The sequence below is a fragment of the Adlercreutzia sp. ZJ154 genome, from assembly GCF_011039055.1.
GTDB lineage: Bacteria > Actinomycetota > Coriobacteriia > Coriobacteriales > Eggerthellaceae > Adlercreutzia_A.
In genome coordinates this window covers 1-16,108 of sequence record NZ_JAAKEF010000004.1, presented here as the reverse complement: position 1 = coordinate 16,108, position 16,108 = coordinate 1, and the positions used below count along the sequence as shown (strand labels likewise).

The 16,108-nt window shown below is 44.5% G+C and carries 12 protein-coding genes; 11 read left to right on the top strand and 1 reads right to left on the bottom strand.

Annotated elements, in window-relative coordinates:
- The 7 genes from G7Y37_RS02795 (at position 1) to G7Y37_RS02765 (ending at position 7,784) form a co-directional block, all read left to right on the top strand.
- Positions 1-2,076, top strand: a complete 2,076-nt coding sequence (locus G7Y37_RS02795; protein WP_165061475.1) for a translation factor GTPase family protein — start codon at positions 1-3, stop codon at positions 2,074-2,076.
- A gap of 91 nt (positions 2,077-2,167) precedes the next feature.
- The gene (locus tag G7Y37_RS02790; protein WP_165061472.1) at positions 2,168-3,097 is read left to right on the top strand and encodes a SpoVA/SpoVAEb family sporulation membrane protein; all 930 of its coding nucleotides are present in this window, start codon (positions 2,168-2,170) and stop codon (positions 3,095-3,097) included.
- Positions 3,098-3,105: 8 nt separating this feature from the next.
- Positions 3,106-3,399: a hypothetical protein gene (locus G7Y37_RS02785; protein ID WP_165061469.1), complete on the top strand. Its 294-nt coding sequence runs from the start codon at positions 3,106-3,108 to the stop codon at positions 3,397-3,399.
- A gap of 225 nt (positions 3,400-3,624) precedes the next feature.
- The gene (locus G7Y37_RS02780; RefSeq protein WP_165061466.1) at positions 3,625-4,179 is read left to right on the top strand and encodes a hypothetical protein; all 555 of its coding nucleotides are present in this window, start codon (positions 3,625-3,627) and stop codon (positions 4,177-4,179) included.
- 156 nt (positions 4,180-4,335) lie between these two features.
- A complete protein-coding gene (locus G7Y37_RS02775) occupies positions 4,336-5,541 on the top strand; it encodes a glutamine amidotransferase family protein (RefSeq protein ID WP_165061463.1) in 1,206 nt (401 codons plus the stop codon).
- On the top strand, positions 5,534-7,039 hold the full coding sequence (locus G7Y37_RS02770; RefSeq protein ID WP_165061460.1) for a glutamate synthase-related protein: 1,506 nt from the start codon (positions 5,534-5,536) through the stop codon (positions 7,037-7,039). The genes G7Y37_RS02775 and G7Y37_RS02770 overlap by 8 nt, the downstream gene beginning before the upstream one ends.
- On the top strand, positions 7,026-7,784 hold the full coding sequence (locus tag G7Y37_RS02765; RefSeq protein WP_165061458.1) for a glutamate synthase: 759 nt from the start codon (positions 7,026-7,028) through the stop codon (positions 7,782-7,784). Before G7Y37_RS02770 ends, G7Y37_RS02765 begins: the two co-directional genes overlap by 14 nt.
- A 106-nt stretch (positions 7,785-7,890) precedes the next feature.
- Here G7Y37_RS02765 and G7Y37_RS02760 read toward each other — a convergent pair whose 3' ends face one another.
- On the bottom strand, positions 7,891-9,144 hold the full coding sequence (locus tag G7Y37_RS02760) for a glutamate-cysteine ligase family protein (RefSeq protein WP_165061455.1): 1,254 nt from the start codon (positions 9,142-9,144) through the stop codon (positions 7,891-7,893).
- Between the two features lie 307 nt (positions 9,145-9,451).
- Between G7Y37_RS02760 and G7Y37_RS02755 the strand changes: the two genes are divergently transcribed.
- From G7Y37_RS02755 to tyrS, 4 genes are read left to right on the top strand one after another with little or no spacing between them, the layout of a single operon-like run.
- Positions 9,452-11,653 (top strand): transglycosylase domain-containing protein, encoded by a 2,202-nt coding sequence (locus G7Y37_RS02755; protein WP_165061453.1) that lies wholly within the window; start codon positions 9,452-9,454, stop codon positions 11,651-11,653.
- A gap of 34 nt (positions 11,654-11,687) precedes the next feature.
- Positions 11,688-12,188, top strand: a complete 501-nt coding sequence (locus tag G7Y37_RS02750; RefSeq protein WP_165061449.1) for a hypothetical protein — start codon at positions 11,688-11,690, stop codon at positions 12,186-12,188.
- Positions 12,185-14,677, top strand: coding sequence for a DUF3656 domain-containing protein (locus G7Y37_RS02745; protein ID WP_165061446.1), 2,493 nt, complete (start codon positions 12,185-12,187; stop codon positions 14,675-14,677). Before G7Y37_RS02750 ends, G7Y37_RS02745 begins: the two co-directional genes overlap by 4 nt.
- 50 nt (positions 14,678-14,727) lie before the next feature.
- Positions 14,728-15,939: a tyrosine--tRNA ligase gene (gene tyrS / locus G7Y37_RS02740; protein WP_165061443.1), complete on the top strand. Its 1,212-nt coding sequence runs from the start codon at positions 14,728-14,730 to the stop codon at positions 15,937-15,939.
- The last annotated feature ends 169 nt before the right edge of the window (positions 15,940-16,108 follow it).

Here is a 16,108-nt window from a genome sequence, read left to right as displayed (position 1 = left end):
ATGGCAGCTCCTGCTACTGAGCATGTGCGCAATATTGTCCTTGTGGGTCAAGATGGCGCAGGTAAAACATCACTGGCTGAAGCCATGCTGTACGTTTCGGGTAAAACTCCTAGAATGGGTACAACGCATGATGGTAAGTCGTTTATGGACTACGATTCAGAGGAAATAAAGCGTAAGTTCACAATAAGCACGAGCATAGCTCCTATTCCTTATAAAGACTACAAAATTAATGTGCTTGATACTTCTGGGCATCCCGATTTTATTGGCGATACCTTAGCTACTATGCAAGCTGCAGAAATGGCACTATTTGTGGTAGATGCAGTTGCTGGACCGCAGGTTATGACTACTCGTCTTTGGCGTGAAGCCGAAAAAATGAGGCTTTCGCGCGCAGTATATATCAATCATATCGATCGCGAAAATGCTAACTTTGATGCTGCTATGGCTACTCTGCATGCACGTTTCGGATCGCGTTTGGGCGCTGTGACTATTCCTATTGGTGTTAATCGCGATTTTGAAGGCGTAATAGATGTTATTCGCATGAAGGCACGCTATCACAGAGGCGGCGGTACTGAGGAAACGGTAGAGGATATTCCCGCTGACTATATGGAAGCTGCATTAATGGCGCGCGATAAACTTTGCGATTTGGTTGCTGAAGCCGATGATGAGCTTATGATGAAATACCTCGATGGCGAAGAGCAGCTAAGTCAAGAAGAGTTAGAATCGCTTCTCGATAAAGCGATTGCCCAAGAGTTATTCATTCCCGTATTTGTTGGTTCGACCATTATTATGCAGGGCGTAGAGAGCCTCATGGAAGATATATGCACATACTTCCCGCACCCGCGCAGTCATGGTCGTTTCCGTCAAATGTCTGATGGATTAACTATTCCAATTGACGAGACAAAACGTCCTAGTGCGTTTGTTTTTAAGACTATAAACGATCCGTTTGTTGGGCGTTTAAGCTTCCTTAAAGTGTTATCCGGATATCTTGAGCCCGGACTAGAGCTGATCAACGCGCGTACCGGCAAGAAAGAGCGCTTGGGCAAGATTCAGGTAATGATGGGTAAAGAACCAATGGATGTAAAAAGCGCGAAAGCTGGTGATATTGTTGTTGTGCCAAAGCTTTCCGAGACGCGCAATGGTGATACGCTTTCCGTAGAAGGCGACATAGCAATTGAACCGCTTGAATTGCCCGAGCCGCTGTATCCGGTCGCAATAGAGGCTGTGAACAAAAATGAAGAGGACAAGCTAGGCACATTCTTGACACGTGCGGCTGAGGCCGATCCTACAATTCGCATTCAGCGCGACGATCAGACGCATCAAACTATAGTATATGCTATGGGCGATACTCAGGTTGATATGCTGCTCTCTCGCATGAAAGAGCAAGCTGGTGTAGATGCCAAATTGGTTGATGTTCGCATTCCTTATCGTGAAACTATTCGCCGCATGTCCGAGGCGCAAGGTCGCCATAAGAAACAAACCGGTGGCGCTGGTCAATTTGGCGATTGCTGGCTGCGCTTAGAGCCTATTCCAGATGGTGGATATGAATTTGTGGACGCTATTAAGGGTGGCGTTATTCCCAACGGGTTAATTCCTGCTGTCGATAAAGGCGTGCAAGAAGCTATGGCGGAAGGCTTTTTGGCTGGATATCCCATGGTTGATATTAAATGTACCGTCTTCGATGGCTCTTACCATGCTGTAGACAGTAATGAAATGGCGTTTAAGACTGCTGCTCGCATAGGCTTCCGCGCGGCATGTGAAAAAGCGAATCCGGTTGTGCTAGAGCCGATGGCTACGCTTGATGTTGCTGTTGATGAAGAGTATGCGGGTGCAGTTATGGGCGATATTTCGACACGTCGAGGTCGCATAATAGGTACTGACGCAGGTGCTGCTGGAGAGACAATTATTAAAGTGCGCGTGCCATATGCTGAAGTTATCAGTTACACGAAAGATCTTCGTTCAATTACGCGCGGCTCCGGTACATATTCAATTAAGTTGGAGGGCTACGAAGAGGCACCGAGAGAAGTGACCAAAAAGCTGATTGAAGCGCACGAGGCAGCACGAGCCGCGGGCAACTAAGGTTATAATCGCATGCGGCTTGCGCATCTAATGCGCAAAATACTAGGGGTCAGCTGTTTATTTGGCTGATAGATGTTTAATAGGGGAAGATATGAAACCGTACAAGACAGTAATCTACAGTTTTTTTGTAGGAGGAATGTTTGCGCTTATCGCTCAGGCTATATTAGCGGTTTGGCAGACAGTGCTTGCTGGCACTCCGATGGAGTTTTTCATAGGCGGCGCCACGCTGGTATCTATGGGTGTAATTGGCTGCATTTTGGGTGGTCTAGCTTGCTACCAATACGTTGAGGAATGGGCAACATTCGGAGCTTTGTTGCCGTTCTCTGGTTTTGCTATGGCGGTAGGCATGAAAGCTGTTGGACCGTGGACCACCAACAATGAAAAAGCTGGAAAGTGCGTTATTAACGTTGTTTGGTTTGTACTGTGGTTCAATGTGGTTTTTGCGGCTATATGTATAGTCATAGGTTTCTTGTTTGGTATGCTAGGTGTTGAGCCAGCATTTACTATAGAAAAAACTACTGGCGCAATGCTTTTCCCGCTAGCTTTCCTTATTGGTGGTGTACTTGCGGCACTGTTCCAAATCCTTTTTGTTGCTCTGAAGTCAATAACACCGAAGGTTACTCCGCTTCATATATTGATGACAGCATGGATGTGCGGCGCAATATTTGCGCCACTTGGAGTTTCTGGTGCTTTGGCGAATCTCTCTGGGGAAGGTTTCTCCGTAATGATAACCGTTGGCGGTTACAACATGTACAATGTTGGATTCGATCTAGCCATGGGTGAAACCGGAACAGCTCTTCTGCATCTTGGTTCATTTGGACTGGCTGTATTCGGTCTTATGATTACCGCGCTGTTTACATGGATAATTTACAATGCGGTATTCGGACGTAAGCCTATTCATCAAGTTCACATAGATAAAGCACAGGCATCTATAGATGGTCTAACAAAGCAGGTGCCCGCTTCCGATAATGTTGAGGGTTTCGATTACGAAGTAAATCCGTCTTCAGCCACTAGTGCATAGGTGAATTTATGTCTCGCAACTCCAAAAATAAAGCCAAGATAAAACAGCAGATATATGAATTGAAGCTGAAAAAGCGCAATGGGTTTATGCGCTGCATAGCGGCAATTGTGGGTTTTGCTGTACTTATAGTTATCAAAATATCGCTTTCATCTAATGGTGTGGAGTGGGCGAGTACAACTGTGGCTAATGCTATCTTTTTCATTATGGCGTTAGTGGCGGCTGGTTTTGCCGGTCTAGGCAGTCGTGATTGGCGTCATGCGCGCGACGAGATTTTAGCGCTTAATCAGAAGTTGCATAAATAGCCACTACTGGCTATATAAGCATTTGAGAAGGCATCTACTGTTAGTGGATGCCTTCTTTTTATGAATTTATAAATAATATAGAACAAATGTTTTATTTATGATATAGTGAAGAAAATGAGCCAGTGCAAGTGCCTCTTTCAAAAAGAGTGTCCGCGCAGGTACCGTATTTCCCGCGGTACCCATACAACGCTTGCAAGATCCTCGCCGTATAGGGAATTAAAGAGAGTGGGTGCTACTATGCGTAAAGGCACGCTTTATTTTCCTGCGCAATTTTGCTCTTCTGATTTCATCGTAGAAGAGCCAGATATTAACACTGTTAAACATTTTCTTTGCATGTCTAATCCTGCAACTATAGCTGATCGCATTCTTTTAGATCGGTTTGATTGGTCGCCCGAGGCGCTGTCTGCGAACGAATCAATTAGGAATGCATTTGTGCATAAGGTTCGGTCAGTGTTGTCTCTTATGCAGCATATAGAAGAGAATTCAATTTCAGAGCCCTTACATATCGTAGTTCCTTGGCAATGGCCCAACCTATCTGATAAAGAAAAAGAGTCGAATTGTTTTATTGGGGCTGCGCTTGTTAACCTAGAAAATTCTAAGGTCACTGATATATCATCTTTGTCCAGCATGTCTTGGACTGACATGCTTAGCTATCGTATGTGGTTGCCAAATAGTCTTTCCTGCATCGATTCAGTTGCAGTTATCAGCTATGTCTTTTGGTGTATTACACACGATGGATTTGGATCAGATTTAACAGAATTAATACGTGCTGTCGTATAGCTCCATTTTTACGTTACGAATCAGGCAAATATTAGGAGTGCTTAACACGATAGAAACATGCAGCACATTCATGCGTAACATATCGATGTTAACATTTTTCTAATATAGATATACGTGTATGCAGATTATTGATCTCCACTTAAAGAGGTGCAGAATATGGCGGTTAAACCCATACCTAGAGAAGGTGACGTTAGAATCCCTTCCGGATGTGCGATATCTGCCGTTATGGATAAAAGCGGCAAACGTCATGACGGCAACGACATTCTTAAATCTATTGCGCTGATGCACGATAGAGGCAATGGATTAGGTGGCGGCTTTGCGGCGTATGGAATATATCCTGAATACAAAGAGCTATACGCATTTCACATTATGTATGAAACTCACGAGTCGCGAATACAGACAGAGGCTTATATTGATAAGTATTTCATGATAGAAAAACAGGAGCGCATTCCTACCGAAAGCGTTGCCTCAATAAAGAATCCCCCTGATATTTGGCGATATTTTGCTGCTCCGCATCCTATGCGACTCAATATGAGCGGTTTAGATGAATCCGAATACACAATGCGTCATGTGGTGCATATTAATTCTTGTATTGATGGGGCATTTGTGGCTTCTTCTGGGAAAAATATGGGAGCTTTTAAGGGTGTGGGCTATCCGGAAGATATTGGTGAATTCTATAGAATAACCGATTATTCTGGTTGGGCATGGACTGCTCATGGTAGGTTTCCTACCAATACCCCGGGATGGTGGGGAGGCGCACATCCGTTTACTTTGCTTAACTGGTCTGTAGTTCATAATGGAGAAATTTCAAGCTACGATGCTAACCGAAGATATGTTGAACAATTTGGATATCTCTGCGATCTTCAAACAGACACAGAGGTTATAACGTATTTGTTCGATTTGCTTTCAAGAAGACATGGCTTGTCACAGGAGATGGCTGCTCATATTATGACGGCTGCATCTTGGGAAGAAATCGACAAGATGAGTCCTGAAGATGCGGAATTTGAAACAGCGCTTCGCATAACGTATGCAAGCGCCCTTGTGAATGGACCGTTTTCAGTTATTTTAGGCTCCGAAGAAGGTCTTCTGGCTTTGAACGATCGTCTTAAATTAAGAGCGCTCATGGTTGGAGAAAAGGGGAGCATGGTATATATGGCAAGCGAGCAAGCTGCCATAGAAGTGGTTTGCCCCGATGCTCAAAATGTTAGATCTATAGAAGGTGGTGTGCCATTTGTTGTACAGCTTGACGAAGTGGCACAGCGCAAGATGAATGAATCCGCCGAAAACATTGCAAAGGAAACGCCTCTGGCGCACGAAACAGGAGTATTGCCTCCACGTAGAAGGGAGGCAACACATGCTTGATCATAGCCTTCCCAAATACAGGGTATATCGCGATTTAGAAGTGTGCAGCAACTGTGGAGTGTGCATACATTCTTGCTCTAACGGAGTGCACTATAAAAGCGCCGATGGAGTTGCCATAAAAGCCAGTCATAAAAAATGCGTTAATTGTCTAAGATGTGTTGTTATGTGCCCAGAAAATGCTCTTGCTATTACTGAGTGGCCCCAAGTTGGCGTTGGGTCATCTAATTGGACGCTTGGATATATGCAAGACATTGCAAAACAGGCTCAGACGGGGGCGGTGCTTCTATCGTCTATGGGTACACCTAATTCGTATCCGGTGTATTGGGATCATCTTCTATTGAATGCAAGCCAAGTAACAAATCCATCCATAGATCCATTGCGAGAACCTATGGAAACAAGAGTGTTTCTAGGCAGCCGACCAAACATGCTAAAAATTAACGAACGACAACGCAAAGTGGTTTCAAAAATGCCACCGCAACTTAAAATGAATGTTCCTGTTATGTTTTCTGCAATGAGCTTTGGGTCGGTATCTCTTAATACCCAAAAAGCGCTAGCTATGGCAGCTCGCGAACTCGGTACTTTTTTCAACAGCGGCGAAGGTGGTCTTCATCGCGACTTGGAAGATTATTCTGACAATACAATCGTTCAAGTGGCTTCGGGAAGATTTGGGGTAGATCCTCATTATCTCAATAATGCGGCTGCTATAGAAATTAAGATTGGGCAAGGGGCAAAGCCCGGCATTGGAGGGCATCTTCCGGGCGAAAAAGTTACAGCTGAGGTGTCCGGTACGCGAATGATTCCACAGGGTTCAGATGCAATATCCCCTGCACCTCATCATGATATTTATTCTATTGAAGACTTGCGCCAGCTTATTTTTTCATTGAAAGAAGCCACTTTATACAAAAAACCAGTATTGGTAAAAATAGCTGCTGTGCATAATGCCGCTGCAATAGCTTCAGGTATGGCTCGGGCTGGAGCTGACATTATTGTTATAGATGGTTTTCGAGGCGGAACAGGTGCTGCTCCTAAGCGCATCAGAGACAACGTTGGTATACCAATCGAGCTAGCACTAGCGGCTGTAGACCAGCGTTTACGAGACGAAAGTATACGCTCTACGGTTAGTCTTGTCGTTTCTGGCTCTATTCGCAGTTCAGCGGACATAGTGCGCGCTATAGCACTTGGTGCTGATGCTGTATCTATTGGTTCTGCAGCTCTTATAGCTGTAGGGTGTCATCAGTGTGGCGATTGCTATCGCGGGCGTTGTAATTGGGGCATTGCTACCCAAGATCCGAGTTTAACAAGGCGCCTTCATCCAGAATCAGCTGCAAAAAGGATAGTGAATCTTGTTAGAGGCTGGAACAAAGAAATAGAAGAGATGATGGGCGGAATGGGGATAAATTCAATCGATAGCCTTCGGGGAAATCGTTATATGTTGCGCGGAGTAGGGCTAAATAAGAAAGAACTCGAGATACTCGGGGTGAAACATGCTGGAGAATAAAAAGCACTTTGTTTGCGACAATAATAAGGAAGAGCTAACACTGGGAACGTTGCATTTTCATGAAGCGAATGAACTTATTCGCCAAAAGCTTGCCAAATGTAGCAGTCTTATACTGCGTAACGTTTTTGCGCAACGCTATATAGGATGCGCAATGCCCACAGGTAAAAGCATATATGTATTCGGTACGCCGGGAAATGATATGGCCGCTTATATGGATGGTGGCAGTATAGAAGTTTTTGGAAACGCACAAGACCAGATAGGTAACACAATGAATGATGGCGTAGTTGTCATTCATGGGCGCTGTGGAGATGCAGCGGGTTATGCTATGCGAGGCGGTACCATTTTTATACGCGATGATTGCGGTTGGCGTGTTGGCATAAATATGAAGCAATATCAAGATAAATGTCCAACTATAGTTATCGGTGGTAATGCTGGGAACTTTCTAGGTGAATACATGGCAGGTGGCATTATTTTGCTTCTGGGCAAAGCCGGATCTTACTTAGCTACAGGTATGCATGGGGGCGTTATATATCTAAGAAAAAATATTGATTTGTCTGGCATTACAGATGATCTTTCAATTTGTCCCCTAGATGATAGTGACGAAACAAAAATAACAGGTTTGCTTAACAGCTATTCAGAAAACTTTGGAGACGAATTAGACAAATTTACATTACCCGATATAGAAGAGTTTGTAAAAATTGTTCCCAAGTCAGCTAGGCCTTATGCAAATATGTATGCAAATTAAACTTTGCATTGCATCGTATTGCATCGCTAAAGCCGGCAAGGCGTATTTAGAACTGCGAAATTCCTGAATACACCCTTTCCGGCATTGCACATCTAAAGCGTACCTATTATATGTGCTCCATCTCTGCGATATCTGCTAGCGTTTTGCGATGCTCAACTAGTTCTGCTATTGGGGCAATAAAATGTTTTTCCTCTTCCGATAAACTACTAGCCGCAATGCTTATCAGTTCATCGGCAATTTCAGACACTGGGCTTCCATACACGTCGGACGCATATCCTTTTTGCATTAAGATTGTTTTTGCATCTGCTATATCTTCATTAGATACATTATCAAATATTAATTCCATCTGACTAAGAGCATTTGCGTTATAGAAAAGCCCTTTAATAAGCGCCGCATAAGCAACTACGTATTCTGATGGCATTGCATCTGCGGGTCTTATTTCTATATAACGTTTCAGGCGAACATCATTGAAAAACATTGATAAAGCGTGCTCTATATCGTCAGTAGACATAACTTTATCAGCAAATAATTCCCCAAATGTTTTTTTACATGGCTTATCGATATCGTCTATTTTTGCAACAAGTGCCGGTGTGTCCAAAATATAGGCAGCATATGCATCTAAAGAGAAATTCTTATCCATTACCTTTGGCACTATTCCGCACCGATCAGGGTCGCACTTCTGCCATATTTTCGTTCTTACCATATTGTGTGTTCTTGGTTTGGCTTCAAATATGGGCGAGTTATCGCATATCAGAGAAAATATAGGTACGCATGCATTAGAAAGGCGCAGTTTTTGTAGACAATCTTTTTCAGAGGTGTAGTCGATCGATATTTGCGTAGAAGCGCTACCGCGCATCATACATATTCCAAACATAGATATGGCACCCAAATATTCATTCATAATAGCGTAGCGTTTTTTAGGTATTATCTTTAAATCTATTGCGCGCATTGTGGGGTGATATCCCGGTGTTAAAACCTTTATTCCGCAGTCTTTCCCGGCGTCAAGCAACTCACTTTCAAAATTATCAATACATTTTTTCGCCTCAAACAAGCTATCGAATGGTCCAGCGGACAGTTCTACCTGTGCTGCTGGTTCTAGCGTAACGGTTTTATCTTTTCCGACCATGCCGATTATATTGTTGCCATCGCACATAGGTTCCGGGAAAGATCCAGCTAGTTTTTTAAGCAACTCTTGTGCGCCGCAGTCGCCCTCATATGGTACTTGGCTTCCGTTTGGGTATACCAGCGTATGCTCAATTTCTATTCCAATTTTGGGTGTAGTATCTTTAATGCCGCTTCTGTAATAGTTGGCTATAGCTGCTATGTTTTCACTGCGCATTTCTTGATCGTGTCGTCCCATCAAATATCCTCCGAATCTGTGCGCATCATTGACGTATGTTTATACGAATTATTTATTATTGAAATCGTATCACTAGCACGTTTGTATAACGGTCAATATAACCGAACGAATACAAAATGTGATTTTTCAGATAAGTTGCGATATTGTTTTACACATGGATAAATACTTATCCATAATTACTACTGACAAGACGATATTGTATTGCCGACGTGGAGAAATAACGCATAATGGCTGGATTTAAATTAATAGAAATCAATCTAGCATTTTTCCGATGCTAGAATATCCAAAAACGTAATAAGGAGCATGAGTGAGTTCACGCGCCGTAAAGGGACGCTACAACATCAAAAAGAAGAATGGAAAGGTAATCGCACTTTCTATTCTTGCGGTGTTTGCAGCTATTATTATTTCATTTGCATTTGGTGTATCGGCACTGGCTAATAGTTGGCTAGAAGATCTTCCCGACTATACCGATTCAGATGCCTTCAACACCTCTGCAACCTCTGTAGTTTATGCATCCGATGGCACTACTGTTCTTGCGGAATTTCAACTTGAAAATCGCGAGCCTGTAGAGATGGATGCTATTTCTGATTATGTTAAACAAGGCACCGTAGCTACCGAGGACGAACGTTTCTATAACCATAACGGTTTTGACGCTATGGGTACTGGTCGTGCACTTGTTAACAATCTTACAGGGGGTGCCCTAGAAGGTGGCTCTACCATAACGCAGCAGTTAGTTCGCAACACTATTTTGTCTGAGGAAATGACAGACATTTCTTTCAAGCGTAAACTTCGCGAAGTTTATCTGGCTTTGAAGATGGAGGAAATATACAACAAAGACGATATTTTGTTGATGTATCTAAACACCATTAATTACGGTTCGGGCGCATATGGTATACAGGCGGCATCGGAGCGATATTTTTCGAAAAATGCTAGCGATCTTACACTTGCTGAAGCGGCTACGCTTGTAGGTATTCCGCAATCTCCCACCTACAACAATCCAATCAATAGTCCATCGAATTGCCTTGCGCGCAGGAATTTGGTTTTGGATCGCATGACATCTAACGGCTACATAACGCCTGAAGAAGCCGAAGCTGCTAAGGCAGAAGAACTAGTTTTGAATCCAACCGAGCCTTCTATGACAGGCATAAAAGCATATCCGTATTTTACGAGTTATGTGCGCAACCAATTGCTCAATCAAAGTGGTAAATATGCATTTAGCACAGCGGATGTATTTTCTGGCGGTTTAGAGATAATAACAACACTTGATGTGAATGCTCAAGCAGCTGCCGAGAAGGCGGCTGCCGAAAAAGAGAAGCAAGCAGGAGAGGGATTCGAGGTTGCTCTGGCTGCCATAGAGCCAGACAATGGATATATTCGCGCTATGGTTGGCGGCAATAGTGAAAGCTATGAAGCCCAGCAGGTGAATATGGCAACTGGTGAAGGCGGTTCTGGGCGGCAGCCGGGTTCTTCTTTTAAGACATTCACTTTGGTTGCAGCTTTAGAGGAAGGCATTAACCCTGAAACAATAATAGATGCTGGCGAATCCTATAAGGTTGAGGGTACCGATCAGCTGGTACACAACTACGACAACGCAGACTATGGCATTCGTCCTATAGATTCAGCATTCGCGGTATCTTCAAATACAGCTTTTATGCGCCTTATTATGTCTGCTGGGGTTGATAATGTTATAGATGTTGCACACCGTCTAGGCATTAAGTCTGATATTCAAGAAGTTGCTGGCATCACCCTTGGCATTTCTTCGGTGAACCCACTTGAAATGGCTAACGCATATGCAACCATCGCCAATGGTGGTACGCACTACGACCCAGAATGTGTCCTTACCATAAAAGACCGCAAGGGCAATGTTATAGTTGACAATTCTTCACCCGAAGGAGAGCGTGTCATAGATGAAGAAATAGCCGTTGCTGCTCTAGATGTTATGGAAGGGGTTATTTCAAACGGAACTGGCAAGCAGGCACGGCTTTCAACGAAGCAGCCCGTGGCTGGTAAAACTGGCACTACTGACGATAATAAGGACAGCTGGTTTGTAGGTATGACTCCGCAAATGGCTGTAGCTATTTGGCTTGGTGATAGAGCTCCTACCTACGAAGAGGCTCGCCCTGTTAAAACTACTGCTGCAAGTGCATTTGCATCGTTTATGAATAGCATTCTTGATGGGCAAGAGATACGTCAGTGGCCCGTTGCCGACGATCCCGACTATCAGAAAAACTATATTGATGAAAAGAATCATATAGGCAAAGGTTCTTGGGTTCGCTACGAGGAAGAAAAGAAAGAAGAGGAAGAAGCGGCCGCTGCTGCTGCCGCTGCTGCTGAAGCGATTCCCGATACTTCTACTGGTCGCAATCCCTTTGACGATTCTTCCGATAGTAGTGGAAGTAGTGGAAACAGTGGCGGTAGTGGAGGCAGTGGAACTTCTACTAAACCCCCCAGTGGAGGCAGCTCTAACCCGGGTTCTGGTGCGGCACCAACCCGGCATGATGGGGTATAATCGCCGTTAAACTAATTAACTTGATGGAGGCTTAATGTCCCGCTATTTTAGAAATTTTATTACAGTATTTTTTTCACTTGCTTGCGTTCTAGCTTTAGCTGGATGCACTATGCCTCAGCAGGCAAATAATCAAACGGATGCAGTTGCTAAAAATCGCCAATATATGTCGGCATTAAATCAAATGTCTGACGATTTGTCTCAGCGCTTAGACGGTTTTGCCGATGCGGTATCAAGAAACGATACTGTGGGTATGCGAACTCAGGCAGACGATGCCTTCCAGCTAATCGACAAAATGAAAGAGCAAGAGGCTCCAGAAGATCTTGTGGAACTTAAAGACGGATACATGCAGGCATGCGAGAGCTTAGAAGATGCCTTAAATTCATACATCAGTCTTTATGAAGACGTTTCTGCAGTTGGGTCTTCATTTGACTATTCCACTTATTCGGACAGAATAAAGGAAGTGCAAGAAAGCTACGATAAAGCAGCTTCTCTCTTAGATGAAACCGATCAGAAAGCTGCTGAACTACAAAAATGACGCATTTAGAACTGCTAAGTCCGGCTGGAAATGCCGAGGCGTTGAACGCTGCGGTTCGTGGAGGTGCCGATGCGGTTTATTTAGGGTTGGCATCGTTTAATGCTAGGCGCAATGCAGACAACTTCACACCCGATTCTTTGCAAACCGCTTGCGATTACGCCCATTTGCGGGGCACTCGGGTATATGTAGCATTAAATACAGCCATTTTGCCCTCTGAGGTAAAATCGGCTCTTCAATGCGCCAGTGATGCTTATGAAGCAGGTGCTGATGCGCTTATCATTCAGGACGTGTCGTTTGCGCATGCCGTATCATCGGCTTTCCCCGGATGTTCCGTGCATCTATCTACCCAAGCCAACATTCATGATTCTTGGGGAATACGCGCTGCGGCATATATAGGTGCAAAGCGCGTCACGCTGGCCAGAGAGCTTTCTCTGCCCGAGATAGCAAACTTATCCGCGCTAGCAGCCGAGTATGATATACAAACAGAAGTCTTTGTCCACGGCGCTTTGTGCGTTTGCTATTCCGGACAGTGTCTTATGTCTTCAATGATTGGTGCCCGTTCGGCAAATCGTGGGCTTTGTGCGCAGGCATGTCGTTTGCCTTATAAGTTGTTGTGCGAAGGCGAAGTTGTGGCTGAAAATACGGGCGATTATCTGCTTTCTCCTAAAGATTTATGCGCAGCCGATTTGCTGCCCGAACTTGTTAGCGCAGGTGTTACCTCTTTCAAAATTGAAGGGCGCATGAAATCTTCGGAATATGCATATGAAGTAACACATGTATATCGCAATGTGCTCGATCGTATTGTTTTAGGCGAGCAGGCACATACTAGTGCGGCAGAGCAGCATTTGCTCAAGTCTGTTTTTTCGCGCGGTTTCACAACAGCTTATCTTGAAGGCAAGCGCGATAACGACATTATGAGTTACAAGCGTCCAAATAACAGGGGAGTTTTTGTAGGACGTGTTAGCAAAATTCAAGATGGTGTTGTGCAGGTTTTGTGTGAACACGACTTACATGCCGGCGATGTTGTGGAATTCTGGACCGGAAAAGGCAGAACCACTCAAACTCTGCATGCCGATTTTGTTATGAATGGCAAAAAGGCATACATCCCTATAGACGATAAAAGTGCGCGTGTGCGCATATCGGATAGGGTATTTTGTGTGCGAAATGCTAGCGCTGCGTTTGCCCCCGACATTTTCAAGCCGCGAGTGCCTCTTAATTGCTCTGCAGAACTTTCTCAGGATAAGCCTCTCAAAATTAACTTCTGTGTTTCTGCGCCAGATTCTTGCGAAGGTGTTCAACGGTCTATAGCCTCTCGTTTGCTTGAATCTTCAAGCCCCGGCAAGCTTTGCGCTTCGGCAGAAGGGGTAACGGTGCAAGCTGCGCGTTCCAAGGAAATAACCTTCGATGAGGTGTGCGAACACATAGGCAGAACTGGACAAACACCGTTTCATGTAGCATCTTTTGATGTGGGTATTCAGTCAGGTGTCGGAATTGGGTTTTCTCAGCTGCACCATACGCGCTCCGATGCGCTGGCATCTTTGGAAAATACTATCCTTTCGCGCTATCGCTTTAGAAAACCTTTCGCCGTACATCCTCATTTTCCGCAGGCTGCGCTCAATAATTCAACTCCGTCTGTTTGCGTTCTTGCTTCAAATCCAGAATGCGTCAGAGCGGCAAAGCGCGCACGAGCAAATTCAGTATACGTTTCGGTGCTGAATTATCGCAGGGGGCAATCTACATACAATGGCGTTTTGGCTAAAGATGTAGCGCAGGCTTCATATCCAAAAGACTGCATATTGCAGATGCCAAACATTTCTCACGATGCGCTCGGCACTTCTCGCGAAGCTAAGTTGGGTGTTAATCTGTGGGAATACGTATCGGCTGACAAGCCAGTTTTAGTAGAAAGCATAGCAGGTCTTGTACGCGCTGTTTCTCTTGGTGCTATTCCGCAAGCTGGTTTTGGCATGTCTATAACAAATGCGCTAGACCTAGGTTTTGTTGCAGAATTGGGAGCTAGTAAGGCGTGGCTTTCGGCAGAACTTAATATCGATCAAATAGCCGAGCTGGCTAAATCTGCTCCAATTCCTATTGGGGTTAAAATAGCCGGTGCCCAAGAGCTTATGGTTACAGAGCATTGCCCACTAATGGTTCACGGCAAATGCAACCAAGAGTGCCTAACGTGCGGCAGGCGCATGCATGCTCACACATTGCTCGATCGTAAAGATTTCGAATTTCCAGTAGTATCCGATTTGTTTGGTCGTGGGCATATTTACAACAGCGTTTCTATGGACGCTTTGCCTGCCATTCCGAAACTTATCCGCGCTGGTGTCAGCATGTTTTTCGTGGACGCTACGCTAATGAGCGTAGAGCAGACCGCGCAAACTGTAGGTCGCATTGTGCACGCGCTTAACCATATCAACAGCAATATTGATGCGCCGCAAAAGATGTCCGGTACAACTAGCGGGCATATGTTTCGTGGTGTTGTATAATTTTGCACTCTGTTTAATGAAATATATCTAATCAAGGAAATGGGGTTTATATGCTATCGCCCGAAGAACAACTGCACATAATAAAGTCGGGCGCCTCGCAGATAGTTCCAGAAGACGCTCTGCTAAAAAAGCTGCGCCGAGATTGCCCACTTAACATTAAGCTTGGAGTTGACCCCACAGCGCCCGATATCCATTTAGGTCATGCTGTGCCGCTTCGCAAGTTGCGTCAGTTTCAAGATTTAGGGCATCAGGTTACTTTAATAATTGGCGATGGAACAGCTCTTATTGGCGATCCGTCTGGTAGAAATTCAACTCGTCCCCAGCTGTCTCGCGAAGAGATAAAGCACAACGCTCAAACCTACGTAGATCAAGCTTTCAAAGTGTTGGACCCGAAGAAAACTACATTGCGTTATAACTCTGAGTGGATTCTAACGCTCAATATGGAAGAGCTGCTTCGCCTTATGTCAAACTTCACCGTAGCGCGCATACTTGAGCGCGATGATTTTACGAAGCGCTACAACTCTAATCAGCCGATCAGCCTACATGAATTTCTCTATCCCGTTATGCAGGCATACGATTCTGTTGTAATAAAAGCCGACGTAGAGCTTGGTGGCACCGATCAGCTGTTTAATTTATTGGCTGGGCGTGAGCTCATGGAGAAAATGGGCATGGAAGCGCAAGTATGCTTAACGCTGCCGTTGCTTGAAGGTACTGATGGCGTTCGGAAAATGTCGAAGTCTTATGGCAATTACATAGGTTTGACGGATACGCCGGAGGATATGTTTGGCAAAACAATGTCTATTCCCGATGAGCTGATGGTGAAGTACTTCCGATTAGCTTCTACGCTTGATGTATCTGAAATTGATTCTATAGAAGCCGGTCTTGCAAACGACGAATTGCATCCAAACAAAGTAAAGCGCCAGCTTGCTAGAAATATTGTGGAATCTTATTACAATTCTGAAGCGGCGGCATTAGCTGAAGAGCATTTTGACAAGGTCTTTAAAGCCCATGAGGCTCCCGATGATATTCCTGAATTTAGTGGTGAACTTCCATTAAATGATGATGGGGATGTATACATTGCGGGGCTTCTTCATGTTGCGGGATTGGCGGGAAGCGCTGGCGAAGCTAGGCGGCTTATAGATGGCGGTGGAGTAAAAATTAATGACGAAGCACTTGCTCCAAAGTCATATAACGTGCCTGTAGAATCTCTGCAAAATGCCGTTATAAAGGTCGGTAAAAGAAAATTTTTAAAAATTTGCTAATTTCTGCTTGACGTTTACGGAAAGTGCTGATATTGTATTTCGTCGCGCCGCAAAACGGCGCAAAGGTTAAACACCTTTGGCACCTTGACAACCGGATACTGTGGATGGGATCACACAAACAAAAATGTGTGATCAAAAAGACAGCAAAATCTTTGATAGATCCACATGG

Bases quoted from the DNA above. Each gene is read 5' to 3' on its own strand.
- G7Y37_RS02795 (WP_165061475.1), top strand. From the start codon at position 1: ATGGCAGCTCCTGCTACTGAGCATGTGCGCAATATTGTCCTTGTGGGT.
- G7Y37_RS02790 (WP_165061472.1), top strand. From the start codon at position 2,168: ATGAAACCGTACAAGACAGTAATCTACAGTTTTTTTGTAGGAGGAATG.
- G7Y37_RS02785 (WP_165061469.1), top strand. From the start codon at position 3,106: ATGTCTCGCAACTCCAAAAATAAAGCCAAGATAAAACAGCAGATATAT.
- G7Y37_RS02775 (WP_165061463.1), top strand. From the start codon at position 4,336: ATGGCGGTTAAACCCATACCTAGAGAAGGTGACGTTAGAATCCCTTCC.
- G7Y37_RS02770 (WP_165061460.1), top strand. From the start codon at position 5,534: ATGCTTGATCATAGCCTTCCCAAATACAGGGTATATCGCGATTTAGAA.
- G7Y37_RS02765 (WP_165061458.1), top strand. From the start codon at position 7,026: ATGCTGGAGAATAAAAAGCACTTTGTTTGCGACAATAATAAGGAAGAG.
- G7Y37_RS02760 (WP_165061455.1), bottom strand. From the start codon at position 9,144: ATGGGACGACACGATCAAGAAATGCGCAGTGAAAACATAGCAGCTATA.
- G7Y37_RS02750 (WP_165061449.1), top strand. From the start codon at position 11,688: ATGTCCCGCTATTTTAGAAATTTTATTACAGTATTTTTTTCACTTGCT.
- G7Y37_RS02745 (WP_165061446.1), top strand. From the start codon at position 12,185: ATGACGCATTTAGAACTGCTAAGTCCGGCTGGAAATGCCGAGGCGTTG.
- tyrS (WP_165061443.1), top strand. From the start codon at position 14,728: ATGCTATCGCCCGAAGAACAACTGCACATAATAAAGTCGGGCGCCTCG.